The organism is Falsiroseomonas sp. E2-1-a20 (assembly GCF_051433195.1).
Classification (GTDB): domain Bacteria; phylum Pseudomonadota; class Alphaproteobacteria; order Acetobacterales; family Acetobacteraceae; genus Falsiroseomonas.
This window is the reverse complement of sequence record NZ_JBHMFT010000010.1, coordinates 1-26,022: the sequence shown is the minus strand read 5'-3', so window position 1 is coordinate 26,022 and position 26,022 is coordinate 1. Positions and strand designations below refer to the sequence as shown.

Below are 26,022 nucleotides of genomic sequence, written 5' to 3'. Positions count from 1 at the left end.
CGGATGCCCTTGTATGAATGCGTGCTGATTGCACGCAACGATATCACGCAGGCCCAGGTCGAGGCGCTCGCCGACCAGGTGCAGGCAACCCTCACCGAACTCAACGGCGGCGAGATCAAGAAGCGGGAATACTGGGGCCTCCGTGGCCTGGCCTACCGCATCAAGAAGAACCGCAAGGCCCACTACATGCTGCTCGGCCTGGACGCCACGCCGTCCGCGCTGCTCGAGGTCGAGCGCCAGCTCGGCCTGAACGAGGACGTGCTGCGCAGCCTGACGCTGCGGATCGAGGCGATCGACGATGCGCCGTCCGCCATCCTGGCGCGCCGGTCCGACGACCGCGAGCGGGATCGCGGCTTCCGCGGCCCGCGCCCGGCCGGCCGCTTCGGCTCCGGCCGCACCGGCGGGCGTGAGCGCGACGACCGCGAGGAATACCGTGCGCGTCCGCGCGACGAACTGGACGGCGGCCCGATGGGCGGCCAGATGGGCGAGGAATAAGCAGCCATGTCCGACAGCAACGAAGAGATCTCCCTCAACCCGGCGATGCGGCGCCCGGCCGTCGGCGCCCGCCGGCCGTTCTACCGCCGCCGCAAGTCCTGCCCCTTCTCCGGCCCGAACGCGCCGAAGATCGACTACAAGGACGTGCGCCTGCTGTCCCGCTTCCTGAGCGAGCGCGGCAAGATCGTGCCGAGCCGCATCACGGCGGTCTCCGCCAAGAAGCAGCGCGAGTTGGCCAACGCCATCAAGCGCGCCCGCTTCCTGGCGCTGCTGCCCTACGTCATCAACGACTAGGCTTCGCGTGATGGCCGACGAGATGGACCGCGGGACGGGGCAGGGGGGACGCATCGCGTCCGACCCGCGCCTGCTCGCGGCCATCGCGGCCGGCCTGGTCTCCGCGACCCTGGCGCTGTGGGCCTTCCGGGGCCTGCCGGGCGGGGCCTTCGCGCTGTGGCTGGTCAGCCTGCCGTTGTTCCTGGCGGGCATCGGCTTCGGCGGCTTCGCGCTGCTGGTGGCGCTCGGCGTCGCCGGGCTGGCGCTGCTGTTGGCCGGCAGCGGGCTGGGCCTCGGCCTGTACCTGGCGCTGTTCGGCGTGCCGGTGGCGCTGCTGGTGCTGGCGGCGGGGCGTGACCACTCGCTCGGCCTGTCCTTCGCCCTGCTCGGCCTGATCCCGGCCGCCGGCGTGCTGCTGGCGGCGGTGCTGCTGGCGGATGCCGATGGCGGGCTGGAAGGCGCGATGCGGGAGGCGGCGGAGGTTGGTCTCGCCCGCATGGGCCTGCCGGTCTCCGACGGGCTGGTCGAGGAACTGGTGCGGGTGAAGGCGGCTGCCATCGGCTTCTGGGTCGTCATGGCCCTGCTGGTGAACGCCGCCGCCGCCGCGTCCGTGCTGGTGCGCACCGGGGTGATCCCGGCCGCGCCGGCCTGGCGCGAGGCGCGGCTGCCCGGCTGGTATCCGCTGCTGCCGGCGATCGCCTGCGGCTTCTGGCTGGCGGCGGAGGAAGGCGGCGATGCCGTGACCCTGTCGCTGGTGCTGGTGCTGCTGGTGCCGGTCTTCCTGCATGGGCTGGCCGGCCTCCACCGCGCCACCCAGGCCCTCCGGGGCCGTCAATTCGTGCTGGGCGGCGCCTACATGGCGCTGCTGCTGATTTCCGTGCCTGTGGCGCTCGGCGTCGCCGGCTACGGCTTCTACGATATTCTCAATGGAAACCGGGCCCGGCGCGCTGCGCCTCCCCGAAGCTGAACGGTGCAGCCATGATCGAAGTCATCCTGATGCAGCGGGTCGAGAAGCTCGGCCAGATGGGCGAGCTGGTGAAGGTCCGGCCCGGCTATGCGCGCAACTTCCTGCTCCCCGGCGGCAAGGCCATCCGGGCGAACAAGGACAACCTCGCGCGGTTCGAGCGTGAGCGCGCCCAGCTCGAGGCGCAGAACCTGAAGCGCCGCGGCGAGGCCGAGCGCGTGGCGGAGCGCGTGCACGGCCTGACCGTCACCCTGATCCGCTCCGCCGGCGAGAGCGGCGGCCTGTACGGCTCCGTCTCCGGCCGCGACATCGCCGACGCCTGCAAGGAGTCCGGCCTGACGCTGGAGCGCAGCCAGATCCTGCTGGAGCAGCCGATCAAGCAGCTCGGCCTGTCCCAGGTGCGCGTCGCGCTGCACCCGGAAGTGGTGATCGAGGTGGGCGTCAACATCGCCCGCTCCGTCGAGGAAGCCGAGAAGCAGGCCCGCGGCGAGGATCTGCGCGCCGCCGACCAGGCCGAGGAGGAGAGCCTGGAGGCCGAGCTGGCCGCCGAGCTTGCCGAACTCGGCGCCGCCGCCGACCGCGACTGATCCGCTGGCGGGTGGGCCGCTCGGCCCGCCCGCTGGATTTCACCCGGCGGAGTGCCAATATCGGCTCCGCCGGGGCCCGGCTGGATGCCATGCGTGGCCCCGAGAGGGGGTGCCATGCTTCAGGCCGTCCTCGATGCCATGCTGGCCCGCGCCATCCGCCACGGCCGACTGGCCGTCGAGTATCCGGATGGCCGCATCCGCCGCTACGGCGACGGCACCGGCCCTGAAGCCGGCTTCCGCATCGGCACGCGCCGCGCCGCCTGGCGCCTTGTCGCCAGTCCCGGCCTCTCCTTCGGCGAATCCTACATGTCCGGCGAGATCGAGCCGGCGGATGGCCACCTGATCGAGTTGCTCGACTTGCTGATGCGGAACATGCACCGCCGGGTGACGCACCCTGTGGAGGCCGCGCGGGATCTCGGCCGCTGGTCGCGCCGGCGGGTCGACCAGTTGAACCCGGCGGGTCGCGCCCGGCGCAACGTCGCGCATCACTACGACCTCAACGGCCGCCTCTACGCCCTGTTCCTGGACCGGGACCGCAACTACTCCTGCGCCTATTTCCGCACCGGGGCGGAGACGCTGGAGGAGGCCCAGGCCGCCAAGAAGCGCCACATCGCCGCCAAGCTGCGACTCGACCGCCCGCCGGGCGCGCCGCCGCTGGAGGTGCTGGACATCGGCTGCGGCTGGGGTGGGATGGCGCTGAACCTGGCCCGCGATTTCGGCGCCGATGTCACCGGTATCACCCTGTCGCGGGAACAACTGGCGGAATGCCGGCGGCGTGCGGCCGAGGCCGGCCTGTCCGACACCTGCCGCTTCGAGTTGATGGATTTTCGCGAGTGGACCCGGCCGGTGGACCGCATCGTGTCGATCGGCATGTTCGAGCATGTCGGCATCACCCACTATCGCCGCTTCTTCCGGATGATCCACCAGGCGCTGCGCCCGGATGGCGTCGCCCTGGTGCATGCCATCGGCCGCAGCGACGGGCCGGGCAGCACCAACCCGTGGCTCACGAAGTACATCTTCCCCGGCGGCTATTCCCCGGCGCTGTCCGAGGTGCTGCCGGCGGTGGAGCGCAGCGGGTTGTGGGTCACGGATATCGAGATCCTGCGCCTGCACTACGGCCTGACCCTGCGCGAATGGCGCCGCCGCTTCGCCGCGAACCGGGACGCCATCCAGTCCCTGTATGACGAGCGCTTCTGCCGCATGTTCGAATTCTACCTGGCCGCCAGCGAAGCCTCCTTCCGCCACGGCGGCCTGATCAACTGGCAATTGCAGCTGACCCGCGATATCGAGACCCTGCCGCTGACCCGCGACTACATGCAGGAGACGGAACGTTCCCGGACGCCTGCCTGAATTCCACCCCCGTTATCCACAGCCATCCACAGGCGCGGAGGGGCGCGCGCCGGGCGAAGCCGGGCTAGGATGGCGGCATGAACACTTTCGGTCCCGCGACCGCGTCCTTCGGTGCCGGCGACGGCCTTCTCGGCCTGTCGCAGCGCCTTCCGCCCGCCAATCTCGAAGCCGAGCAGGCGCTGCTCGGCGCGCTGCTGGCCAACAACAAGGCCTATGAACGGGTCTCGGAATTCCTCGCCGCCGAGCATTTCGCCGATGCGATTCACGGGCGTATCTTCTCTGCCATCCAAAGGCGGATCGAGGCCGGGCAGCTTGCCGATGCGGTGACGCTGCGCGCCGAGTTCGAACATTCCGGCCTGCTGGATGAGGTCGGCGGCTCGCCCTATCTCGGCCAACTGCTGACGGCGATGGTCGGCGTCATCAATGCCGGCGAGTATGGCCGCGTCATCCACGACGCCTGGCTGCGCCGGCAATTGGTGGACCTTGGCGAGGTGATGGTGAACCGCGCCTTCGGGGCGGAGCCGGAACTCGACGGCAAGCTGCAGATGGAAAGCGCCGAGCAGGCGCTGTTCGACCTGTCGAAGGCCGGCGAATCGGGCGGCGGCTTCGTCTCCTTCGAACGCGCGCTGGCCACCGCCGTGCAGCATGCGGAGAAGGCGTTCTCCAACCCCGGCGGCGTTGCGGGCCTGTCCACCGGGCTGCGCGACCTGGATGCCAAGCTCGGCGGCCTGCATCCCTCCGACCTCCTGATCATGGCCGGGCGCCCCGGCATGGGTAAGACGGCGCTGGCGGTGAAGGTGGCGTTCGGCGCGGCGCGGGCGACCTTGCGGGCGGCGCGGGAGAAGGACCCGAATGCGATCCCGCGCGGCGGCGTCGCGATCTTCTCGCTCGAAATGTCCTGCGACCAGCTGGCCACCCGCCTGCTGTCGGAGGAAAGCCGCATCTCCGGCGACCGCATCCGCCGCGGCGAGATCAGCCAGCGCGACTTCGACAAGTTCCTGGAGGTCAGCCGCGAATTGCAGGCGCTGCCGCTGTTCATCGACGACACGCCGGCCATCACCATCTCCGCGCTGCGCACGCGCTGCCGGCGGTTGCAGCGGACCAAGGGGCTGAACCTGATCATCGTCGACTACCTCCAGCTCATGCGCCCCGCGGCGGGCAGCAAGCCGGAGAACCGGGTGCAGGAGATCAGCCAGATCACCCAGGGGCTGAAGGCCATCGCGAAGGAGTTGTCCGTCCCGGTCATCGCCCTGTCGCAGCTTTCCCGCGCGGTGGAACAGCGCGAGGACAAGCGGCCTCAGCTTTCGGACCTGCGCGAATCGGGTTCGATCGAGCAGGACGCCGACGTGGTGATGTTCATCTACCGCGACGAATACTACCTGCAGCAGCGCCAGCCGAAGGAACTCACCTTCGACAATCCGCAGAAATTCTCGGAAGCCGTGGAGAAGTGGCAAAAGGACATGGAGGACGCCCACAACAAGGCGGAACTCATCGTCTCCAAGCAGCGCCACGGCCCGACCGGCACCATCCGCCTGTTCTTCGAGGCCGAGTTCACCCGGTTCGGCGACCTCGATACGCAGCATGACGGCGGCTATGGGGATTAGGCCCGGGCAGGGCGTCCTCACCATCGATCTCGGCGCGATCGTCGCCAACTGGCGCGACCTTTGCGCGCGGCACGGCGCGCCCGTCGCCGGGGTGGTGAAGGCGGATGCCTACGGGCTCGGCGCCGGGCCGGTGGCGCGGGCGCTGCGGGATGGCGGCTGCCAGCATTTCTTCGTGGCCCACCTGGCGGAGGGCATGGCGCTGCGCCAGGCGCTGGGCGCCGGGCCGGACATCATCGTGCTGAACGGCTTTCCGCCCGGGGCGGACGAGGATGCGGGCCTGCTGCCGGTGCTGAACAGCCTGGGCGACGTCGCCGCCCGGGCCGGGCACGGGCCGGCGTTGCTGCACCTGGATACCGGCATGTCCCGGCTCGGACTGGATGCCGCGGAACAGGCGGCGCTGGCGGCGGACCCTTCGCTGCTGGCCGGGCTCGACCTGCGCTTCGTCATGACCCACCTGGCCTGCGCCGATGAGCCGGACCACCCGTTGAACACGCTGCAGGCCGCCCGCTTCGCGGCCGCCGCGCGGATGGTCGCCCCCGGCGTGCCGACCAGCTTCGCCAATTCCTCCGGCCTGTTCCTTGGTCCGGCCTTCCGCTCCGACCTCGCCCGGCCCGGCTGCGCGCTCTATGGCATCAATCCGACGCCGGGCGCGCCGAACCCGATGCGCCAGGTGGTGACGCTGGAGGTGCCGGTGCTGCAGATCCGGGAAATCCAGGCCGGCGACACGGTGGGCTACGGCGCCAGTTACACTGCGGAGGTCACGTCACGGGTGGCGACCGTTGCGGCGGGCTATGCCGATGGCTACCTTCGCAGCCTGTCCGGCCGGTCCCTGGCGCTGTCCAAGGGTCGCGCCGTGCCGCTCATAGGCCGGGTCTCCATGGATTTGACGACGTTCGACGTGACGGATTTGCCCGAACTGCGCCCCGGCGACCGGCTGCTGCTGGTCGGCGGCGCGGCGAACACGCCGGATGACATCGCCGCCCGCTGCGGCACCATCGGCTACGAGGTGCTGACCAGCCTCGGCCAGCGCTACCACCGCGCGCATATCGGCGGCGCCTGAGGCCTTGGATCGCATCCTGGACTTCGTCGCGGCCCTCGGGCGGGCCGTCATCGGGCTGCTGCGTAGCACCGGCGCCATCGCGCTTTTCGCGGCGGAAGCGGTCAGCCACCTGTTCCGCCCGCCCTTCTACGGCCGCCTGTTCCTCAAGGCCTTCATCGAGATCGCCTGGTTCAGCCTGCCTGTGGTGGCGCTGACGGCGGTCTTCACCGGCATGGTGCTGGCGCTGCAATCCTATACCGGCTTCTCCCGCTTCAACGCGGAAGGCGCGGTGGCCAATGTGGTGGTGCTGTCCATCACCCGCGAACTCGGCCCGGTGCTGGCCGGGCTGATGGTCGCCGGCCGCATCGGCGCCGCCTTCGCGGCCGAGATCGGCACCATGCGGGTGACCGACCAGATCGACGCGCTGTCGACGCTGTCCACCAACCCGATGAAGTACCTGGTGGCGCCGCGGCTGCTGGCGGGCACGCTGGCGCTGCCGCTGCTGGTGATCGTGGCGGATACGCTCGGCGTGATGGGCGGCTGGCTGATCGGCACGCAGCAGCTCGGCTTCGGCTCGGGCGCCTACCTCAAGGCCACCTTCGACTTCCTGCAGGTGTCGGACGTGGTCTCCGGCCTGATCAAGGCGGCGGTGTTCGGCTTCATCATCACGCTGATGGGCTGCTGGTCCGGCTACACCTCGGGCGGCGGCGCGCAGGGCGTGGGGCGGGCCACGACCTCCGCCGTGGTCGCCTCCTCCATCCTGATCCTGGCGGTGGACTACATCCTGACCGCGATCCTGTTCAGCCGATGAGCACCGTTCCGAAGATCCGCCTGACCGGCCTGCGCAAGGCCTTCGGCGCGAAGCAGGTGCTGGACGGCGTCGACCTGGATATCCGGGCCGGGCATTCCATGGTGATCCTGGGCGGCTCGGGGTCCGGCAAGTCCGTGACGCTGAAATGCATCCTCGGCTTGATCACGCCCGACTCCGGCACCATCGAGATCGACGGCAGGAACGTCGCCAGCCTGTCGAGGCGGGAGCGGGAGGCCGTCAACGACAGGATCGGCATGCTGTTCCAGAACGGCGCGCTGTTCGACAGCCTGCCGGTCTGGGAGAATGTCTGCTTCAAGCTGCTGGCGCAGGGCCGCATCACCCGCGCCAAGGCCCGCGACAAGGCGGCGGAGATCCTGGCGCAGGTGGGGCTTGCCGCCAGCGTCGGCGACCTGTCGCCGAGCGAGCTTTCGGGCGGCATGCAGAAGCGCGTCGGCCTGGCGCGCGCCATCGCGGCGGAGCCGGACATCATCTTCTTCGACGAGCCGACCACCGGCCTCGACCCGATCATGGGCGCGGTGATCGATGGGCTGATCGTGGACGTGGTGAAGCGCCTCGGCGCCACGGCGGTGAGCATCACGCACGACATGGCCAGCGCGCGGCGCATCGGCGACGACGCGGCGATGATCCACAAGGGCCAGATCATCTGGCGCGGCCAGGCAGCCACGCTGGGGGAGACCGGCAACGCCATGGTGGACCAGTTCGCCCGCGGGGAGCGCGAGGGGCCTATCCAGATGGAATTGCGCAGGTAGGCGAGGGAACCCGCGCCCCGCCCGGGCGTGGAGAGGGGCGGGAGGATCCCGCCATGAATCTCGATTCCTGCATCGCCGCCTGCCTCGACTGCCACCGGACCTGCCTGGCGACCGTGGCGCATTGCATCGGCCTCGGTGGCCACCATGCCGAGCCCGGCCACATCCGCATCATGATGGACTGCGCGCAGATCTGCGCCGTCAGCGCGGACTTCATGATCCGCGGCTCGGCCCACCACCCGCATCTCTGCGCCGAATGCGCCGAGATCTGCCGCGAATGCGAGAAGAGCTGCGCCGGGCACCCGGATGCCGATGCGGCCATGCGCGCCTGTGCGGAGGCCTGCCGCCGCTGCGCCGAGGAATGCGGCAAGATGGCGCGGCCGCGCGGGCACTGAACGGGCGGGGAACCGCTTCTGTCCCGGGTGGATCCGCGCTATAGCCTGTTCACGTTTCGTGCAGGTGGAGATCCGCTTGGCCAAGCCCGCAACCCGCTACGTCTGCCAGGCCTGCGGCGCCCCCCACACCAAGTGGCAGGGGCGCTGCGATGCCTGTGGCGAGTGGAACACCCTGGCCGAGGAAGTCACCGAACAGCGCGGCCCCGGCCCGGCCGGCAAGGCGGCCGGCGGGCGGCGGGTGGAATTCGTCGGGCTCAAGGGCCGCACCGCGCCGCCGGCCCGCATCCTCACCGGGATCGCGGAGCTGGACCGCGTGCTCGGCGGTGGCATGGTGCCGGCCTCCGCCGTGCTGGTCGGTGGCGATCCCGGCATCGGCAAATCCACCATCCTGCTGCAGGCCGCGGCCCGCATCGCCAGCGCCGGGCGCCGCAGCCTGTACATCTCCGGCGAGGAGGCGGTGGAACAGGTGCGGCTGCGCGCCGCCCGGCTCGGCCTGACCGACAGCCCGATGGGTCTCGCCGCCGCCACCAGCCTGCGCGACATCGTGGCCAGCCTGGAGGGTGAGCCGGACATCGCCCTGGTCATCATCGATTCGATCCAGACCGTCTGGCTGGATGCGCTGGACAGCGCGCCGGGCACGGTGGGCCAGGTGCGCGCCTGCGCGGCGGAGCTGATCCGCCTCGCCAAGGCGCGGGGCTTCGCCATCGTGCTGGTCGGCCATGTCACCAAGGAAGGCACGCTGGCCGGGCCGCGGGTGCTGGAGCACATGGTGGATGCGACGCTGTATTTCGAAGGCGACCGCGGCCACCAGTTCCGCATCCTGCGGGCGGTGAAGAACCGCTACGGCGCCACCGACGAGATCGGTGTCTTCGAGATGACGGAGCGCGGGCTGATGGAGGTGGCCAACCCCTCCGCCCTGTTCCTGGCCGAACGCCGCGGCAATGTCTCCGGCAGCGCGGTCTTCGCCGGGATCGAGGGCACGCGGCCGGTTCTGGTCGAGGTGCAGTGCCTGCTCTCGCCCAGTTCGGGCGGCAGCCCGCGGCGGCAGGTGGTGGGCTGGGATTCCGGGCGGCTGGCGATGCTGCTGGCGGTGCTGGAGACGCGCTGCGGCCTCGGCGTCGGCATGAACGACGTCTACCTCAACGTCGCCGGCGGGCTGCGCATCGCCGAACCGGCGGCGGACCTCGCCGTGGCGGCGGCGCTGGTCTCGGCGGCGACGGACCGGCCGACCGACCCCGGCGCGGTGTATTTCGGCGAGGTGGGCCTTTCGGGCGAGGTGCGGCAGGTGAGCCAGGCGGAGGTGCGGCTGCGGGAGGCCCAGAAGCTGGGCTTCACCGCGGCCACGCTGCCCCGCCGCGTCGCGCGCGGCAGCGCGGCGCCGGCGCCCATCCCCGGGCTGAAGCTGACCGAGACCGGACACCTGGCCGACCTGGTCGCGATCTTCGCGGCGCAGACGGCGAAGCGGCGGCCGGGGGGCGACGCCGCGGCTAAGTCTCCGGCGGCGCCTTCTGACGCGCGGTGACATAGGCCCGCAGCACAGCGTTCATCCAGGTCTGGTAACCTGGGCCGTGGCTGCGGAAGTACTCGACGATGTCGGCATCGATGCGCAGCGACAGCAGCTTCTTGGGATTGGGCACCACCGGGAGGGCGTGCTCGTGCCAATCCGCGGGGATGTCCTTCCAATCCGGGTCCACGGCGATGGCCCGCTCCAGCTCCGCCTCGGACATCGCATCCACCCGCGCCCAGTCGCTGCGGCTTTCGCCGCGGGCGCGCATCGCGCGAAGCTCGTCAGCCGAATAGCTCTTGATGTTTTCGTCTTTCCTCATCGCGAGCCCTCCTCAGATGATCCGGATGGCGTCACCACGCGGTGTGTAGATGACGGCGCAGTATCGTCCATGGATGCTGCCGATGGCGATGAAGCGCGCTTGGTCGCTGCCGGGTGCAGCCTCCACAACGCAATGGTCGCCTTCAAAGATCAGGTCGCAGTCAATGAAGTCCAGCTTGTGTCGCAGCAGGTTGGTGTTGCGCTTGTTCTCGTCCCATTCGTAGGTCGCCATGAGTCTCTCCGGATCAGGCCGGTCGGTCCTGGGACCGGAGGCGGTGATGGAGCACTCCTGCGCTTCCGAAGAAGCTGGATGTAGCTACAATCGTAGCTGCGCGCAAGTGCTGTTTTTCATCAACGCCATCCCACCATGACACCCGCCCCCCCGCCCGCTATACGCATCCCCAATGACCTGGGTTGATGGCGTCGTCCTCGCGGTGCTCCTGCTCTCGGCGGGGCTCGCCTATTTCCGTGGCCTGGTGCGCGAGGTCCTGGGCGTCGGCGCCTGGGCGGGCGCGATCGTGCTCGGCATCGTGGCGGAACCCTCCGTCACGCCGATGGTCGCGCAGTATGTCGACCCGCCCTGGCTCGCCACCGGCGTCGCGGTCGGCGTGGTGTTCCTGGTGGTGCTGGTCATCCTCAAGCTGCTGATCGCCTGGCTCGCCGGCCATGTGCAGCGGTCGGCCCTGGGTGGCGTGGACCGCGTGCTCGGCCTGGTCTTCGGCCTGGCGCGGGGTGCTTTCGTGGTCGTGATCGCCTATATCGTCGGTGGACTGGTGCGGCCTGCCGTCGAAAGCTGGCCGGACCCGGTTCGCCAGGCGCGGTCCCTGCCGCTGGCCGCCGACGGGGCGGCCTGGGTGGTGGCGCATCTGCCCGAGGAATTCCGCCCGCGCCTGCCGGAAGGCACGGGCCGCCAGGACCCCAGCATGGACCAGCTGCTGCGCCCCCCCGCGCGGAGCCGGCTCTGAAGGACGCGCATGACCGAGCAGTGGGACATCGGCGATGACGACCATCCGCATGAGGAATGCGGCGTCGTCGGAGTCTGGGGCAGCGCCGACGCCGCGGCGCTGACCGCGCTCGGGCTGCATGCCTTGCAGCACCGGGGCCAGGAAGCGGCCGGCATCGTCTCGCTGGCCGGCCAGGGGCAGTTCCATGCCCACAAGGGCCGCGGCCTGGTCGGCGACAATTTCAGCAATGCGGCGGTGATCGCCGGCCTGCCCGGCCACGCCGCCCTCGGCCACAACCGCTACGCCACCACCGGCGAGACGGCGCTGCGCAACGTGCAGCCGCTGTACGCGGATTTCGAATTCGGTGGCTTCGCCGTGGCCCACAACGGCAACCTGACCAACGCGCATGTTCTCAAGCGCGCGCTGGTCCGTCGCGGCTGCCTGTTCCAGTCCACCACGGATTCCGAGGTGTTCATCCACCTCATCGCCATCAGCCTGTACTCCACCGTGATGGACCGGCTGATCGACGCGTTGAAGCAGGTGCAGGGCGCCTACAGCCTGGTCGCGCTGCACAACGGCGCGCTGATCGGGGCGCGGGACCCGCTCGGCGTCCGGCCGCTGGTGCTCGGCAAGCTGCCGGCCGGCGGGCATGTGCTGGCGTCCGAGACCTGCGGCCTCGACATCGTCGGCGCCGATTTCGTGCGCGACGTGGAGCCCGGCGAGATCGTCATGATCGACGATGCCGGCGTGCGCTCCATCCGCCCCTTCGTGCGGGAGAAGTCGCGCTTCTGCATCTTCGAATACATCTACTTCGCCCGCCCCGATTCCATCGTGGAGGGCACGCCCGTTTATGACACGCGCAAGCGCATCGGCGCCGAACTCGCGCGCGAATCCGGTGTGCCGGCGGATGTCATCGTCCCGGTGCCGGACAGCGGCGTGCCGGCGGCGATGGGCTATGCGGCGGAGGCCGGCATCCCGTTCGAGCTCGGCATCATCCGCAACCATTATGTCGGCCGCACCTTCATCGAGCCGACGGACCAGATCCGCAACCTCGGCGTGAAGCTGAAGCACAGCGCCAACCGGTCCATGCTGGAAGGCAAGCGCGTGGTGCTGGTGGACGATTCCATCGTCCGTGGCACCACCAGCCGGAAGATCGTGGAGATGGTGCGCCAGGCCGGGGCGACGGAGGTGCATATGCGCATCTCCTCCCCGCCCACCACGCATTCCTGCTTCTACGGCATCGACACGCCGGAACGGTCCAAGCTGCTGGCCGCCAACCACGACGTGGAGGAAATGGCGCGGATCATCGGCGCCGACAGCCTCGGCTTCATCTCGCTCGATGGGCTGTACCGCGCGCTCGGCCGCAGCGGGCGGGATGCGGCGGCGCCGGCCTATTGCGATGCCTGCTTCACCGGGGACTACGCCATCCCGCTGACCGACCTTGGCGACAACTCCGAACGCCCGCTGCCGCTGCTGCAGGTGGCGAACCGTTGACCATGCTGCCCTTGCAGGACCGCGTGGCGCTGGTCACCGGCGCCTCCCGCGGCATCGGCGCCGCGCTGGCCGTGGAGCTGGCCAGGCTGGGGGCGCAGCTCGTCCTCATCGCCCGCACCCAGGGCGGGCTGGAGGAGACGGATGACGCGATCCGCGCCGTCTCCGGCCGTGGCGCCACGCTGCTGCCGCTGGACCTGCACCGGGATGCGGAGAAGCAGCTCGACCTGGTCGGCCCTTCCATCCTGGAGCGGTTCGGGCGGCTGGACGTCCTGGTGCACAATGCCGGCGTGCTGAACAAGCTGACGCCGGTGGCGCATATCGAGCCGAAGGACTGGGCGCAGACGGTCGGCGTGAACCTGACCGCCGCCTGGCGCCTGATCCGGTCCTGCGACCCGCCGCTGCGCGCCTCCGACGCCGGCCGCGCCGTCTTCGTCACCACCGGGCGGGTGCTGCGGCCGAAATCCTATTGGGGGATGTACGGCGCCACCAAGGCCGGGATGGAGCACCTGGTGCTGACCTGGGCCGAGGAAGTGGCGAAGACCCCGCTGCGGGTGAACCTGTTCGACCCGGATGTGGTGGCCACAAAGCTGCGCGCGCAGGCGATGCCCGGCGAGGATGCCGCGAAGCTGACCCAGCCGGCTGAGGTCGCGCCGGCGCTGGCGGCGCTGTGCCTGCCGGGCGAGACCCGGCATGGCGAGAGGGTGGTCTATTCCTCCTCGCCGTAGGGGTTCTCCGTGCCGCGCAGATGCAGGCGGATCGGCACGCCCGGCATGTCGAACTTCTCGCGAAAACTGTTCACCAGGTAGCGGCGGTAGTCCTCCGGCAGCATCTCCGCCCTTGTGCCGAACACGGTGATGGTCGGCGGGCGGGCCTTCGGCATGGTGGCGTAGCGCAGCTTGATTCGCTTGCCCTCCACCAGCGGCGGCTGGTGGCGGTCCTTCATCGCCTCGAACCAGCGGTTCAACTCGCCGGTCGGCACGCGGCGGTTCCACAGCGCGTAGACCTCCCGCACCGTCGGCATCAGCTTGTCCAGGCCGCGCCCGTTCGCCGCCGAGATCGGCACCACGGCGATGCCCTTCATCTGCGCGAAGCTGCTGGTCAGCGTGTCCTCCAGCTTCTTCCGGCTCGCATTGCGGTCCTCCACCGCGTCCCACTTGTTGAAGGCGATGACCAGCGCGCGGCCCTCGCGTTCCGCCAGCCGGCCGATGCGCAGGTCCTGCTCGTCCATGCCCTGCAGCGCATCGACGACGAGGATCACCACCTCGGCCTCCTTCAGCGCGGCGATGCTGGCCTCGGTCGACATCTTCTCCAGCAGCTTCTCGATGCGCGCCTTCTTGCGCAGGCCGGCGGTATCGACCAGCCGGATCAGGCCCTCGGCGTCGCGGAACTCCACCGCGATGGAATCGCGCGTCAGGCCGGGCTCCGGCCCGGTGATCATGCGTTCCTCGCCGACCAGCGCGTTCAGCAGCGTGGATTTCCCGGCATTCGGGCGGCCGAGGATCGCCAGGCGCAGCGGCCTTTCCCGGTCCTCCTTGCCGCGGCGGGGGTCGGCGTGCAGGCGGTCGCGCACCTCGTCATGCAGGTTGCCGAAGCCGTCGCCATGCTCGGCGGACACTGCGATAGGGTCGCCGAGGCCGAGTTCGTAGGCCTCCATCGCCGCCTGCATGCCGAGCCGGCCCTCGGCCTTGTTGGCGACCAGCAGCACGGGGACGGGCGCCTTGCGAAGCCATTGCGCGAAGGCGCGGTCGGCGGCGGTCAGGCCGGTGCGAACATCGACCACGAACAGCACCAGGTCAGCCTGGCGCAGCGCGCCTTCGCTGCTGGCGGTCATCCGCCCGGCCAGCGTATCGGGCGCCGCTTCCTCCAGCCCCGCCGTGTCGATCAGCGTGACGGGCACGCCGCCGATCTCGGCCTCCACCTGCTTGCGGTCGCGGGTGACGCCGGGGGTGTCGTCCACCAGCGCGATCTTGCGGCCGGCGAGGCGGTTGAAGACGGAGGACTTGCCCACGTTGGGGCGGCCCATGATGGCAACGGTCTGCATGATATTCCGAGTTCCAGTCCGCACGCGGGGTGCGGCTGGCCCCTCCATAGCACCGCCCGCGCCATCTGGCGCGCGCGTGCTGTGAATACCCGAAACCCGGTAGGTTGCCGTCGCGGCAGCGCCGCGCCATTGGCGGTGGCGCCGTCAGCGCAGCGCCATCAGCGTCCCATCCTCGCCGAGCAGCGCCAGGGTGCCCTGGGCCAGCGCCCCCGGCAGGGTGACGCCGGAGGACAGGCCGGTGCGGCCGGCGATGGCGCCGGTCGCCGGGTCCAGCATCAGCAATTCGGCGCGGCTGGACGGCACCAGCACGAACCCGCCGGCCAGGATCGGCTGGCCGAACCGCGCCGCCTCGCCCCGCCGCCGGCCCTCCGGCGCGGGGTCCAGCTCGGACACCCAGCGGATGCGCCCATCCTCCCGCCCGAGCGCCACCGCCTCGCCGGCCCGGGTCAGCGCGAACACCCAGTCCCCGGCGGAGGCGACGCCGTTGCCGCTGCCGAAGCTGCGTTCCCACAGCCGCCGGCCGCTGCGCAGGTCCACCGCGATGGTGGTGTTGGCGAGGCCGGAGGCGAAGACACGTCCGCGATCGATCACCGGCAGCCCGGTGATGCCGACGATGTCGGCCAGGCTGGTCGCACCGATCAGGCCGAGGCCCTCCGACCACAGCACGCGGCCATCGGTGACGCGCAGCGCCGTCAACTCGCCGGTGCCGAAGCCGGCCACCACCGTCTCGCCCTCCACCGCCGGCGCGGGCAGGCCGAGCGGGATGGTGGACAGCGCGCCGGCGCGGTGGGTCCACAAGGTCCGGCCATCCTCGGTGGACAGCGCGACCAGGTGGTTCTCCAGCGTGACGACGAAGATGCGGCCGCCGGCGACGGTCGGCGCGCCGCGGCTGGGGGAGGCGGTGCGGACCCGCCAGCGCACCGCGCCATCCTCCGGCGACAGTGCCAGCACTTCCGCCATGCCGGTCGCCACATACAGCACGCCATCGGCGAAGGCGACGCCTCCACCGACCCGGCCGGCGCTTTCATCCGCCGGCGTCGTCTCGACGCGCCAGCGCCGGCCGCCATCGGCCAGGGCAAAGGCCGCGACTTCCCCGGTCGAATCAACCGTGTAGATGGTCTCGCCTGCGATCACCGGCCCGGCCGTGATCTGCTGGCGGTAGCCGGAGCCGCTGCCGGCGGAGGCGCGCCAGGCCTGGCGCGGCTCGGCGGAGAACAGCGCGTGGCCGGGCGCATGGCTCGGCGGCCCGCCGGCCTGCGGCCAATCCGCCAGGGCGACGGGCGCCGGCAACTGCACGGCGCGGGCCCCGAGGCCGGTATCGGCCGCCAGCGGCGGGTCCGCGGTCAGCACGCTGCGGCGCTCGCCGGGCAGCGGGGTCTTGGTGGAGCCGAACAGGCCATCGATGGCGCCGCAGCCGGACAGCAGGCCGGCGGCACCGAGCAGCGCGCCGCGGCGTGACAGGCGCAGCCCGCTGCGACGCGAAATCGTCTTCATCATCATGAGCCGAGCCCTGCCGCCAGACGCTGCGCGCGTTCGCGCAGCCCGGGTGTTGCCGCGGTGTCGGCGGCCAGCGCCTGCAATTGCTGCCGCGCCTCCGCCGTGTCGCCGCGCTTGATCGCCACCAGCGCCGCCACTTCGCGGGCCGGGGCCTGCCAGGCATTGCCGGGCTGGGTCAGCGGCGCGATGCGGGCGGCAAGTTGCGCCCCATCCCCGGTTTCCAGCGCATGCGCGACGTACAGCAGGTTGGCGAGGTCGCGGTACAGCGGCTCCGCCGCGCCATCGCCTGCAAGCTGGTCGTAGATCGCCAGCGCCGCGGCGGTGTCGCCGGTTTCCGCCTTCAGCGCCGCGGCGCGCAGGAGGGCGAGCGTGCGGTAGCCGTCGGGGGCTTCCGCGGCCAGGCGGGCGAAGCCCTCCGCGGCCGCGGCCAGGTCGGCGCCCTGCTGTTCCGTCGATCGGTGCAGCGCCAGGTAGCCATCGGCGGCGGCGGCGGCGTCGCGCGCCTGCATCCAGCGCCAGCCCTGGAAGCCCCCGGCCGCGGCCAGCACCAGCAGCACAACGCCGAGGCCAAGCCCGCCCCAGCGCCGCGCCATGCGGCGGGCGCGATCGGCGCGAAGGTCTTCTTCGATCTCGTCGAAGATGTCGGGCACGGGCCATCCTTTGATCTGCGGCCGCAAGGCGGGTGATCCGCCGGCCGGAAGCCGGGGCCGGACCATAGCCGCCCATACAGGTCACGTTAAGCCCGGGGGTCTAGCTTCGCCGCATGCGCCGCCCGCAACCGCTTCCCCCACCGCCGGTCCGAAGAAGCTTCTGGTTGATTCCGCTGCTGCTTTGCGGTTGCGAGGCGGCCATCGGCGCGGCGGCCGGTCCGGCGCTGGTGGCGGGCGGCGCCTCCCTGGTGCTGACAGGGCGGACCCCGGTCGACCATGTGGCGAGCCTGGCGACGGGGCGGGACTGTTCCGCGGTGCGGCTGGAACGCGGCCATGGCTGGTGCGCCCCACGCGCCGGGCCGCCGCCGGAGCCAAGCTATTGCACGCGGTCGCTGGGCGGCGTCGATTGCTGGACCGTGCCGCCGCTGGGCGCTGGCCGGCAGGTCGCCGACCCGCCGACGCCCTGAGCCGAGCCAGCCTTGGGCCTGGCCCGGGCGCTCAGTCCAGTGGGCCGCGCCACAACTGCCCGCCGGGCCGGGAGGCGACCGCGGGCGCCGCGGGGTTGAGCAGGGCCGGCCGCTCGGCGACCAGGCGCCAGCGCGCCCGCAGCAGGTGGCACAGCACCTCCGCCTCCTCCGCACGGCTGTTCGGCAGCAGCATCAGCCAGCGGACCTTCCGGGCCAGCAGCTTCATGTCGAGGCTGAGCAGGACACCCGCGGTCCCGGGCAGGCCGATCCGCAGCAGGTCCCAGCTTTCGGCCGCATCCAGCAGGTCCGCCACCAGCGTGCTGCGAGGTCCAAGCCTCGCCGGGTCCGCCTCGACCGGCGTTGCCACCAGCGTGGTCCCGTCGCCATCCATCCCGGCGAACTCCAGGGCAGACCGCAACCTGTCCATCCGCTCCGGATTCTGTTCCGTCACCAGCAGGACGGGCTTCAGGCCCCGGGCCTGCGCGGCCTGTGCGCCGCGCAGCGGCAACGCCGTGCTGGCCGCAGCACCCAGGAACATCGCCGACCAGACGGACCGTGCGGATCCAAGGCTATGCTGCAGCGCAACCCAACTCGGGCCGTCACCCGCCGCCTGCGCCGGGCCCGCAGCGCCCGCCGGTTGGGCAAGGGCAGCCTGGGCGGCGACCAGGGAGGCGTGGGCGAACCAATCTGTCGGCGGGTCCGGCTGCTGGCCCGCCGGCCCGGCGGCAGCGGTCTTCGCAGAATCCGGCTGCGGAGGCGGTTCGAATTCGCGGGGTGCGACGGGCTCCGGTTGCGCAGCCTGGTCAGCACGGGCCGGAGCGGCGCTCGCGGGGATGGCGGGTGAGGGCTCCGACGCGGCGGGATCTGGCTCGGCCGGCGCGGAGGGTGCTGGGTCCGCAGCCTCCGGCGCGGCATCTGCCAGGGCTTCGGGCGCGGCATCTGCCAGGGTCTCGGGCGCGGCATCTGCCAGGTCCTCGGGCGCGGCATCTGCCGCGACTTCGGGCGCGGGCACCGTTGCTTCGGGCGCTGCCTCCGCCTCCGGCATGGACGTCGTCGCAGCAGGCATCACGGCTTCGGGGGTAGCTTCCGCCGGGACGGGCTGCTCCGGCACAGGGCCGCTGGGCACCACGTCGACCTCGGCCACCGGCTTCCCGGCCTCCCGCGCCCGCATCGAGGCCAGGAGCGGCGAGGCCTCGACCAAGGCGGCGCCCCGATCCTCCGGCGGTGCCGGGACCGAGGCGAGCTTCGCGCCATCGAGGAATTCAAGCAGCGGGCTTTGCAGCGCCGCGGGGCGCGCCGGCGCGATCGCGGCGGCGCTCAGGGTCGACAGCAGGCCCGCGGGGTCGGCGGCAGGAGGCGCGGGCGCCGGTTCGGGTGAAACCGGATCGAGCAGAAGCAGCCCGGCAAGGTCGGGCTTCGCGGCGGCGGATGGCGTATCGGCCCCGTCCCCGCCCGAGTCTTCCTCAGCGGCCGGGTCCTCCGCAGCGGCCGGTGCTTCCGGGCGCGGCGCTGTCAGTTCGGCGTCCCGGCTGAGGGAGGCCATCAGCCTGGCAGCCCACTCCATGCCGACCGGGTCCTGTACCGCCATCGCCGCCTCCCCATGCCAGTCTGCGCCTCTACCAGCCGCACCCTGCCGCCTCAACCGCCGATATGCAGGCGCTCAGGGCGCGAAGCGCACCGGGGCGCCGGCCGGCGTGCCCAGAACCGCATCCTCCCGCATCGCAGGCCGGCCGCGCAGGATCGTCATCACCGGCCAGCCCTGGCAGCGGTGCCCGGCGAAGGGCGTCCAGCCGCAGGGCGAGGCGATCCAGCTTTCCTCGATGGTGCGCGCCTTCTTCATGTCGACCACGGTGAAGTCGGCGTCGTAGCCAGCCGCCAGCCGCCCCTTGCCGACCACGCCGAACACCCGCGCCGGGCCGGCCGACATCAGGTCCGCCAGCCGCGACAGCGAAAGCCGCCCGGCCGAGACATGGTCCAGCATCAGCGGCACCAGCGTCTGCACGCCGGTCAGCCCGGCGCCGCATTCGGGCCAGGGCTTCTCCTTGGAGGCACGGCTGTGCGGGGCGTGGTCGGACCCGATGCTGTCCACGGTGCCATCCGCGACGGCCGCCCAGGCGGCTGCCATGTGGCGCGCGTCGCGGATCGGCGGGTTCATCACGGCATAGCCACCGAGCCGGTCATAGGCCTCGTCGGTCTGCGTCAGGTGGTTCAGCAGCACCTCCACCGTGGCGACATCGCGGTAGTCGCGCAGGTAGCCGAGTTCCTCCGCCGTGCTGACGTGCAGGATATGCGCCGGCCGCCCGGTCTTGCGGGCCAGCGCCATCAGCCGGCGGGTGCCGAGGAAGGCACATTCCACGTCGCGCCATTCGGCGTGCATCCGGTGCGGCATGCCGGTGGTGTAGGCGGGCTTGCGCGACTGCAGGCGGTACTCGTCCTCCGAATGGTAGCTGATGCGGCGGCGGCCGCTGCGCATCACGGCTTCCAGGCTGGCATCGTCCTCGACCAGCAGGTCACCGGTGGAACTGCCGGCGAACACCTTCACGCCGCAGACATTCGGCTCCGCCTCCAGCGCGGCCAACTCGGCGATATTGGACTTCGCGGCGCCGACATAGAAGCCGATGTCGCACCAGGCGCGGCCGGCGACGAATTCCCGCTTCCAGTCCAGCTTCTCGCGCGTGGTGATGGAGGGGTTGGTGTTCGGCATGTCGAACACCGCCGTCAGCCCGCCGAGCACGGCGGCCTTCGTCCCGGTCTCGATGGTCTCCACCGTGGGGTCGCCGGGCTCGCGCAGGTGGACGTGGCTGTCGATCAGGCCGGGCAGCACGTGCAGGCCGGCGCAGTCGATCGTCTCCGCCGCCGTCGCGGTGCGCAAGTCGCCGATGGCGGCGATGCGGCCGGATCGCACGCCGACGTCCGAAACCTCGACGCCCCAGGGCAGCACCAGCGTACCGCCGCGCAGGATCAGGTCAAAGGCTTGGGACATGGGCGGCATCCTCCGTGGCGGGTGGAGGTTCTATAGACCATGCGGCGTGGCCGTCACGCCCTACCCGCCCAGCACCTGCCAGACATCGCCGCCGGTATCCCGGCGTTCGACATGCGCGCGGTGCCACAGCGCATAGAACAGCAGGTGCCAGGCGGCGAAGCCGCGGTGCTTGTCGCCGGCGGCAGCGCGGAACAGCGCCGCGACGCGGTCCGGCCGCGCCACCTCCGCCACGCCCGGCTGCGCGGCGACCAGCGGGCCGAGCCGTTCGCCGACGCCACCGATCCAGGCTGCCACCGGCACGGTGAAGCCCTGCTTCGGCGCGAAGGGTTTCGCGGCCGGCGCGTGCCGGGCCATCCAGGCGCGCAGAAGCCACTTGCCGGTGCGGCCGCGCACCTTGAGGGAATCCGGCAGGCGGAACGCCACGGCGGCCACCGCCGGGTCCAGGAACGGCGTGCGGCCTTCCAGCGCATGCGCCATCAGGCAGCGGTCCAGCTTCGCCAGCAGGTCGTTCGGCAGCCAATCGGCGATATCCGCCGCCTGGGCCGATTGCAGGCGGGACCGGCCGGGCAGGGCGGTGGCGGCCTCCGCCGCGGTGATGCCATCCCGCCAGGTGCGCGGCGGGTCGCGCAGGATGCCCTTCACATGGTCGAAGGCGCCGGTGGCGCGCGGCCGGCGGCCCCACAGCCACCAGGGCCGCATCGCGCTGCGGTAGCGGCCATAGCCGCCGAACAGCTCGTCCCCGCCTTCCCCGGACAGCACAACCTTGACCTGTTCGCGCGCGCGGCGGGCCAGGAACCAGGTCGGGATGATGGCGTAGTCCGCCGCCGGGTCGTCCATGCAGGCGACGATCCGTGGCAACTCGCGCCAGACCTCGGCCTCCGTCACCGTCACCAGCGTGTGCGTCGCGCCGTGTGCCTTGGCGGCGGCCGCGGCGGCCGCGCGCTCATCCGCGGCCCCCGCCACGTCGAAGCTGGCGGTGAAGGCGCGGACCGGCTGCTGGTTCAGGCGCGCCATCATGGCCAGCACGGCGCCGGAATCGATGCCGCCGGACAGGAACAGGCCATAGGGCACGTCGCTGCGCTGGTGCAGGCGGACGCTGTCCTCGAAGGCGGCGTCGAAGCGCGCCAGCGCGTCCTCCTCCGTCACCGGCAGCGGGCCGCCCTCCGGCAGCGCGGCGCGGCGGTGACGCTCGACGATGGCGCCGTCGGCGATCACCACCGTCTCGCCCGGCAGGATGCGCGTGATACCCGCGAAGATGGTCTCGGCGCCGGTGGTGAACTGCATCTGCAGCAGCTCGTCCCGCGCCTCCGCCCGGATGCGCGGCTGCACCAGCCCGGCGACCAGCAGCGCCTGCGGTTCGGAGGCGAAGGCGATGCCGCCCGAAACCTCCGCGACGTACATCGGCTTGATGCCGAAGGGATCGCGCGTGAGCACCACGCGGCGGGTCGCGCGGTCGTGCAGCGCCATGGCGTACATGCCGCGCATCGCCTCCGCCGTCGCCGCCGCGCCATCGCGCCGGTACAGGTGCAGCGGCGGTTCGCAGTCGGAGCCGGTGGTGCAGACCAGCGCATGCGCCTCGCGCAGCTCGATGTAGTTGTAGACCTCGCCATTCGCGACGAGGGTGGCGGGGCCGGAGAACAGCGGCTGGTCGCCGGTCGCCAGGTCGATGATCGCCAGGCGGTTATGCGCCAGGCCGACATTGTCGGCGATGTGCACGCCTTCCCCATCCGGGCCACGATGCGCCAGCGCGCGCAGCATGGCGTGCAGGATCTCCGGCTCCGGCGTCAGGCCGTGGCGCAGGGCGAGGCCGGCGATGCCGCACATCAGGCGGCACCCCGCTTGCGCGCGGCGGCTTCATCCAGGAAGCCGGACCAGGCGGCCAGCGCCGCCGGCTCCGCATGGTGGGACAGGAAGGCGGCGCGGCCGGCGGCGGCGAGCGCAGCCTCCCGCGCCGGGTCGGCCAGAACCGATGTGATGGCTGCGGCCAGCGCCCGGGCATCGCCGATCGGTACCAGCAGCCCGGTCCGGCCGGGCTCGATCACCTCCCGCGGTCCATCGGCGGCGGTGGCAACGACAGGGCGGGCGGCGGAAAACCCCTCCAGCACCACATTGCCCAAGGGCTCGATGCGGGACGGCACCAACAGCATGCGGGACGCGGCCAGCAGCGCGCCGACATCCTGCCGCCAGCCGAGGAAGGCGACTCGGGCGCCGAGGCCGAGCTCGCGCGCCAGGCCTTCGAGCGCCGCGCGCTCCGGGCCCTCCCCGGCGAGGGCCAGGTGTGTCTCGGCCGGCAGCAGCGCCATGGCACGGAGCAGCGTGGCAAAATCCTTGTTGGGATGCAGCCGGCCCATGGCCAGCAGCGGCACCGCGCCGGGCGGGAAGGGCAGCGCCGCCGGCGCCGCGCCCAGCAGGTCGGCGGCGAAGTTCGGCACGTGGCGGACGCGCTCGCGCGGCCAGCCCTGGCCGGCAATCCATTCGCAGAGGCCCCGCGTATTCGCCGCCAGCAGGTCGCAGCCGGCATAATGCCGCAGCGGGTAGGCGCCACCGAGCCGCCCGGCCAGCGCCCATTCGGCGCCGCGCCCGGTGGCCGCCCGCGAAAACCGCGCGGCGCGGTTCATCCAGGCGACCGTCACCTGCGGCCGGAAGCCGCGCAGCACGGCCCTGAGGCGCGGCGCCGTCAGCAGGTCCAGCGGCCCGCCGAAGCCGAGTTGCACCGGGGCGACGCCGCCCGCCGCCAGCCGCGCGGCGCGCCCGGCCTCCCGCCGGATCACCGCCAGCACGGACAGGCCGGCGCGATGCTGGGCCAGGACCAGGCGTTCGAAGAAGGCCTCGGCACCGCCCTGCGCGGCGCCGGCCATGACATGCGCGACCCTCACGCCGGCACCCGGCTTGCGAGCAGGCGCTCGGCGGCGGCCAGCACGCGGGAGGGGGGCAGGTCGGTCATCGGCGCATCCATCGGCGGGCCATCCGCTTCCACCGCCACGGCGCGTGGGCCGGAGGGGCCGTATTCGGCGGCGCTGCTGCGGCCGAACAGGCCGATGGTGGGGGCGCCGGCGGCGGCGGCCAGGTGCATCAGGCCGGAATCATTGCCGAGGAACAGCGCCGCCCGGCGCAGCACCGCCGCGACCTCCGGCAGCGTGAGGCTGCCGACCAGGTCCACCGCGTCGGGGAAGGCGGCCAGCACCGGCGCGGCCATGGTGCGTTCCTCCGCCCCCGGCCCGCCGAGCACCGCGATCCGGGCGCCGGCCAGCGCGCCATCCGGCGCCACCAGGGCGCGCGCCACCTGCACGAAGCGATCCGCCGGCCAGACCTTGCCGGCCCAGTTGGCGGTGGGGCCGACCACGAGCCACGGCCCGCCCGGCAGCAGCGCCGCGGCGCGTGCCTCGTCCGGCGGCGCGGTCCAAGCAACCGGCAGCGGCGGCGGCGAAAGCCCCATCAGCATGCCGAGATGCGCAAGCCGGTGGCCCGGCCGCCGGCCGCCCTTGCCGGTCAGCCGCCGGCGCGCCGGCACCATCCAGGCCAGCGCGGAGGCGCGGAGGTCCACCACCAGGTCCCAGCGGGTGAAGGCCACTCTGGCCCACAGGCCGAGCCAGTGCCGCGACAAGGGCTGCTTGGTGACGACGATCAGCCGTTCCAGCCCCGGCATCCGCGCGAAGATGCCGGCCGCCGCCGGGCCGCAGGCAACCGTGATCCGCGCGCCCGGATGGGTGCGGAGAAGGTGGTCCAGCAGCCCGGTGGACAGGACCGCATCGCCGATCCGGGTGGCGGTGACGAAAAGGATGCGCATGCAGGCGCGCCGCATAGCACACCCACCGGAATCGCCCCACCCGGGTCTGTTGCAACATGCGTCGCCGTGTCCCATGTCCGAAGGATGCCGATTGCCCTCCTGACCGGACGGGGCGTGGTGAAGGTGACCGGGGAAGACCGGGTCGGCTTCCTCCAGGGCCTCGTCTCCAACGATGTGTCCAAGGTGGCGCCCGGCGTCGCCGTCTGGGCGGCGCTGCTGACGCCGCAGGGCAAGTGGCTGGCCGACTTCTTCGTCATGGCGGAAGGCGAGCGCCTGCTGCTTGATGTGGAGGCCGCGCAGGCCGCCATGCTGGTGCAGCGCCTGTCGCGCTTCCGGCTGCGCGCCAGGGTGGCGCTGCGCGATGCCTCGGCCGAGTTCGCCGTCATGGCGGCGTGGGGTGGCAGCGAGGCGCCGGGCGGCCTGCCGCCGGGCACGCTGGCCGCGCCTGACCCACGGCTGCCGGAGGCCGGCTGGCGCATCCTGGCGGCGGTGCCACCGGTGGTCGATGCCTCCGAGGCCGATTGGGACCTGCACCGGCTACGACTCGGCCTGCCGGACGGGTCCCGCGACCTGGAGCCGGAGAAATCCGTGCTGCTCGAAGGCGGCTTCGATGAACTCGGTGGCGTGTCCTGGACCAAGGGCTGCTACATGGGCCAGGAGCTGACGGCCCGCACCAAGTACCGCGGCCTGCTGAAACGCCGCATCTTCCCGGTTTCCGTCGAGGGCGGACTTCCCCCGTCCGGCACCCCCGTGCTGCGGGACGGGGTCGAGGTCGGGGAGCTGCGATCCGCCCGGGACGGCTTCGGCCTGGCCCTGCTGCGGATCGACGCGGTGGCGGCGGGCGTGGTGCTTTCCGCCGGTGGCGCGCGGCTGACGCCGCGGGTCCCGGATTGGATGCGGCTGCCTGGCGCAAGTGCCGCGGTGTCCTGAGCCCGGTTTCGTCGAGTTTCAACATTGTTGCCCGCGGCACCGCCTTCATGCATGAGGGGGGCTATGGTCCGCGGGACCCTGGAGCAGGTCGCATGAACAACCCCTGGGACGGCGTGCCGGTCCGGGCCGAGGCCAGTGGCTGGCATTGGGTGGAGGATGCGGCCGGGCTGCGCCCGCTGCTCTGGCGCGGCGATGACTGGCCGGAGCCGCTCGACCGGCGCGAGTGGCAGGACGGCGTGGTGATCTGTGCGCCGACGGATATGCGTGGTGAGCGCTATTTCGGGCCGGTGGCGATGCCGGAGGATGTGGCGAAGCGGTTCCACGCCGTGCAGCGCGAAGCCGCAGCGCCCGTGAGGCCATCCTGGGCCAGCCGGTTCGGGCTGCGCTGAAGCTGGGCTGGCGTCTCCGGACAAGCTCCGCCGGTCGTGAAGAAGCCTCTTGAAGCCGGCCGGAAGCTAGGCTAGGTGGCGGCCCGCCGCGAGACGGGACGTTGGCCCTCGGTGCTGGCGCAAAGTCTGGGAAAGATATCGTTGATATTCGTCCTGGCCCTGCGCAGTCGCAACTGAGGTTGAAGGCCTGAAGTGCTGGCGGTGGGATGGTATCGCAAGGTGCCATTCTGGTTTGCCTGGAAGTGGTTGAAGTCTGGACTTCCGGATTTCAGCCATCGGTTGTCCATAGCCCTGTCGACCACTTCGGAAAGCAGGTTCGCTTCTCTAATTCGGCGATAGGGTCTTGCAACCGGCGCCTCCGGGTGTTATCTACTCGCTCCGCCGCAAGGTGGTCCCTTCGGGGAAGGTCTTCAGGGTTTGGAAGCCGGCACCTCCGGGTGCCTGGATGACGGATCGGGAAGGCGAGCAGGTCGGTTCGTCCGGCCAGGTGATCAAGCACGGTGTCCTTGGGCATCAGTGTTCTGGATCCGCAGCAATGTGGGTCCGGAGGACTTCGATCTTTGACAATTGCATCTGTCTTTTGGAAGCAGAGAAGCGCTTTCAGACGATCAAGCTGAAGTTCCCGTGAGGGCGCTGGGGTTTGCTCGGGCTGAAGTGCTGTAAGCATCGAGAGTGGTGAGCGGAGCCTGTTCGAAAGGCATCGCAGGGCAGGGCTTCGGCCGTGTCATGC

At 71.6% G+C, this 26,022-nt stretch carries 27 protein-coding genes; 17 read left to right on the top strand and 10 right to left on the bottom strand.

Features of this window, described 5'->3' with window-relative positions; genetic code table 11:
• Positions 1-3 precede the first annotated feature (3 nt).
• The 11 genes from rpsF to radA all read left to right on the top strand — a co-directional run bounded on the left by rpsF (position 4) and on the right by radA (position 9,807).
• Positions 4-495 (top strand): 30S ribosomal protein S6, encoded by a 492-nt coding sequence (rpsF, locus tag ACFHPP_RS13770; protein WP_437163819.1) that lies wholly within the window; start codon positions 4-6, stop codon positions 493-495.
• A 6-nt stretch (positions 496-501) separates the two neighbouring features.
• Positions 502-789: a 30S ribosomal protein S18 gene (rpsR, locus tag ACFHPP_RS13765; RefSeq protein ID WP_430670408.1), complete on the top strand. Its 288-nt coding sequence runs from the start codon at positions 502-504 to the stop codon at positions 787-789.
• A 10-nt stretch (positions 790-799) separates the two neighbouring features.
• Positions 800-1,735 carry a hypothetical protein gene (locus ACFHPP_RS13760; protein WP_437163818.1) on the top strand — a complete coding sequence of 312 codons (936 nt, stop codon included), beginning with the start codon at positions 800-802 and terminating at the stop codon, positions 1,733-1,735.
• An 11-nt stretch (positions 1,736-1,746) separates the two neighbouring features.
• Positions 1,747-2,319, top strand: a complete 573-nt coding sequence (rplI, locus tag ACFHPP_RS13755) for a 50S ribosomal protein L9 (protein WP_437163817.1) — start codon at positions 1,747-1,749, stop codon at positions 2,317-2,319.
• Positions 2,320-2,433: 114 nt separating this feature from the next.
• A complete protein-coding gene (locus ACFHPP_RS13750; protein ID WP_437163816.1) occupies positions 2,434-3,669 on the top strand; it encodes a class I SAM-dependent methyltransferase in 1,236 nt (411 codons plus the stop codon).
• Between the two features lie 77 nt (positions 3,670-3,746).
• On the top strand, positions 3,747-5,273 hold the full coding sequence (locus ACFHPP_RS13745) for a replicative DNA helicase (protein ID WP_430670404.1): 1,527 nt from the start codon (positions 3,747-3,749) through the stop codon (positions 5,271-5,273).
• Positions 5,263-6,333 carry an alanine racemase gene (gene alr, locus ACFHPP_RS13740; protein ID WP_437163815.1) on the top strand — a complete coding sequence of 357 codons (1,071 nt, stop codon included), beginning with the start codon at positions 5,263-5,265 and terminating at the stop codon, positions 6,331-6,333. The genes ACFHPP_RS13745 and alr overlap by 11 nt, the downstream gene beginning before the upstream one ends.
• A 4-nt stretch (positions 6,334-6,337) precedes the next feature.
• On the top strand, positions 6,338-7,123 hold the full coding sequence (locus ACFHPP_RS13735; RefSeq protein ID WP_437163814.1) for an MlaE family ABC transporter permease: 786 nt from the start codon (positions 6,338-6,340) through the stop codon (positions 7,121-7,123).
• The gene (locus ACFHPP_RS13730; RefSeq protein ID WP_437163813.1) at positions 7,120-7,893 is read left to right on the top strand and encodes an ABC transporter ATP-binding protein; all 774 of its coding nucleotides are present in this window, start codon (positions 7,120-7,122) and stop codon (positions 7,891-7,893) included. Before ACFHPP_RS13735 ends, ACFHPP_RS13730 begins: the two co-directional genes overlap by 4 nt.
• Positions 7,894-7,946: 53 nt before the next feature.
• Positions 7,947-8,285, top strand: coding sequence for a four-helix bundle copper-binding protein (locus ACFHPP_RS13725; protein ID WP_437163812.1), 339 nt, complete (start codon positions 7,947-7,949; stop codon positions 8,283-8,285).
• A 76-nt stretch (positions 8,286-8,361) separates the two neighbouring features.
• The gene (gene radA / locus ACFHPP_RS13720; RefSeq protein ID WP_437163811.1) at positions 8,362-9,807 is read left to right on the top strand and encodes a DNA repair protein RadA; all 1,446 of its coding nucleotides are present in this window, start codon (positions 8,362-8,364) and stop codon (positions 9,805-9,807) included.
• Here radA and ACFHPP_RS13715 read toward each other — a convergent pair.
• A complete protein-coding gene (locus ACFHPP_RS13715; RefSeq protein WP_437163810.1) occupies positions 9,773-10,111 on the bottom strand; it encodes a BrnA antitoxin family protein in 339 nt (112 codons plus the stop codon). The genes radA and ACFHPP_RS13715 overlap by 35 nt on opposite strands.
• Positions 10,112-10,123: 12 nt before the next feature.
• Complete coding sequence (locus tag ACFHPP_RS13710; RefSeq protein WP_437163809.1) at positions 10,124-10,342, bottom strand: BrnT family toxin; 219 nt, start codon at positions 10,340-10,342, stop codon at positions 10,124-10,126.
• Between the two features lie 172 nt (positions 10,343-10,514).
• On the opposite strand from ACFHPP_RS13710, the gene ACFHPP_RS13705 reads away from it, so the two are divergent.
• From ACFHPP_RS13705 to ACFHPP_RS13695, 3 genes are read left to right on the top strand one after another with little or no spacing between them, the layout of a single operon-like run.
• Positions 10,515-11,075 (top strand): CvpA family protein, encoded by a 561-nt coding sequence (locus ACFHPP_RS13705; protein WP_437163808.1) that lies wholly within the window; start codon positions 10,515-10,517, stop codon positions 11,073-11,075.
• A gap of 9 nt (positions 11,076-11,084) precedes the next feature.
• Complete coding sequence (gene purF / locus ACFHPP_RS13700; protein ID WP_437163807.1) at positions 11,085-12,548, top strand: amidophosphoribosyltransferase; 1,464 nt, start codon at positions 11,085-11,087, stop codon at positions 12,546-12,548.
• A 2-nt stretch (positions 12,549-12,550) separates the two neighbouring features.
• Positions 12,551-13,273, top strand: a complete 723-nt coding sequence (locus ACFHPP_RS13695) for an SDR family NAD(P)-dependent oxidoreductase (RefSeq protein WP_437163973.1) — start codon at positions 12,551-12,553, stop codon at positions 13,271-13,273.
• Here the strand turns inward: ACFHPP_RS13695 and der are convergent.
• The 3 genes from der to ACFHPP_RS13680 form a co-directional block, all read right to left on the bottom strand.
• The gene (gene der / locus ACFHPP_RS13690) at positions 13,255-14,589 is read right to left on the bottom strand and encodes a ribosome biogenesis GTPase Der (protein WP_437163806.1); all 1,335 of its coding nucleotides are present in this window, start codon (positions 14,587-14,589) and stop codon (positions 13,255-13,257) included. The genes ACFHPP_RS13695 and der overlap by 19 nt on opposite strands.
• 144 nt (positions 14,590-14,733) lie before the next feature.
• Positions 14,734-16,089, bottom strand: coding sequence for an outer membrane protein assembly factor BamB family protein (locus tag ACFHPP_RS13685; protein WP_437163805.1), 1,356 nt, complete (start codon positions 16,087-16,089; stop codon positions 14,734-14,736).
• A complete protein-coding gene (locus ACFHPP_RS13680) occupies positions 16,086-16,736 on the bottom strand; it encodes a tetratricopeptide repeat protein (protein ID WP_437163804.1) in 651 nt (216 codons plus the stop codon). Before ACFHPP_RS13680 ends, ACFHPP_RS13685 begins: the two co-directional genes overlap by 4 nt.
• A 164-nt stretch (positions 16,737-16,900) precedes the next feature.
• Between ACFHPP_RS13680 and ACFHPP_RS13675 the strand changes: the two genes are divergently transcribed.
• The gene (locus ACFHPP_RS13675; RefSeq protein WP_437163803.1) at positions 16,901-17,203 is read left to right on the top strand and encodes a hypothetical protein; all 303 of its coding nucleotides are present in this window, start codon (positions 16,901-16,903) and stop codon (positions 17,201-17,203) included.
• Between the two features lie 31 nt (positions 17,204-17,234).
• Here the strand turns inward: ACFHPP_RS13675 and ACFHPP_RS13670 are convergent, their stop codons facing one another.
• The 5 genes from ACFHPP_RS13670 to ACFHPP_RS13650 all read right to left on the bottom strand — a co-directional run bounded on the left by ACFHPP_RS13670 (position 17,235) and on the right by ACFHPP_RS13650 (position 23,973).
• On the bottom strand, positions 17,235-18,791 hold the full coding sequence (locus ACFHPP_RS13670) for a hypothetical protein (protein ID WP_437163802.1): 1,557 nt from the start codon (positions 18,789-18,791) through the stop codon (positions 17,235-17,237).
• Positions 18,792-18,863: 72 nt separating this feature from the next.
• A complete protein-coding gene (locus tag ACFHPP_RS13665; protein WP_437163801.1) occupies positions 18,864-20,186 on the bottom strand; it encodes a dihydroorotase in 1,323 nt (440 codons plus the stop codon).
• Between the two features lie 60 nt (positions 20,187-20,246).
• Entirely contained in the window at positions 20,247-22,010 is a 1,764-nt protein-coding gene (gene asnB, locus ACFHPP_RS13660; RefSeq protein WP_437163800.1) for an asparagine synthase (glutamine-hydrolyzing), read from the bottom strand.
• A complete protein-coding gene (locus ACFHPP_RS13655) occupies positions 22,010-23,044 on the bottom strand; it encodes a glycosyltransferase (protein ID WP_437163972.1) in 1,035 nt (344 codons plus the stop codon). The genes asnB and ACFHPP_RS13655 overlap by 1 nt, the downstream gene beginning before the upstream one ends.
• A gap of 14 nt (positions 23,045-23,058) precedes the next feature.
• Positions 23,059-23,973: a glycosyltransferase family 9 protein gene (locus ACFHPP_RS13650; RefSeq protein ID WP_437163799.1), complete on the bottom strand. Its 915-nt coding sequence runs from the start codon at positions 23,971-23,973 to the stop codon at positions 23,059-23,061.
• A gap of 84 nt (positions 23,974-24,057) precedes the next feature.
• Here ACFHPP_RS13650 and ygfZ point away from each other — a divergent pair, with 84 nt between their 5' ends.
• Entirely contained in the window at positions 24,058-24,903 is an 846-nt protein-coding gene (ygfZ, locus tag ACFHPP_RS13645; protein WP_437163798.1) for a CAF17-like 4Fe-4S cluster assembly/insertion protein YgfZ, read from the top strand.
• 92 nt (positions 24,904-24,995) lie between these two features.
• Positions 24,996-25,292 carry a hypothetical protein gene (locus ACFHPP_RS13640; RefSeq protein WP_437163797.1) on the top strand — a complete coding sequence of 99 codons (297 nt, stop codon included), beginning with the start codon at positions 24,996-24,998 and terminating at the stop codon, positions 25,290-25,292.
• Positions 25,293-26,022 lie beyond the last annotated feature (730 nt).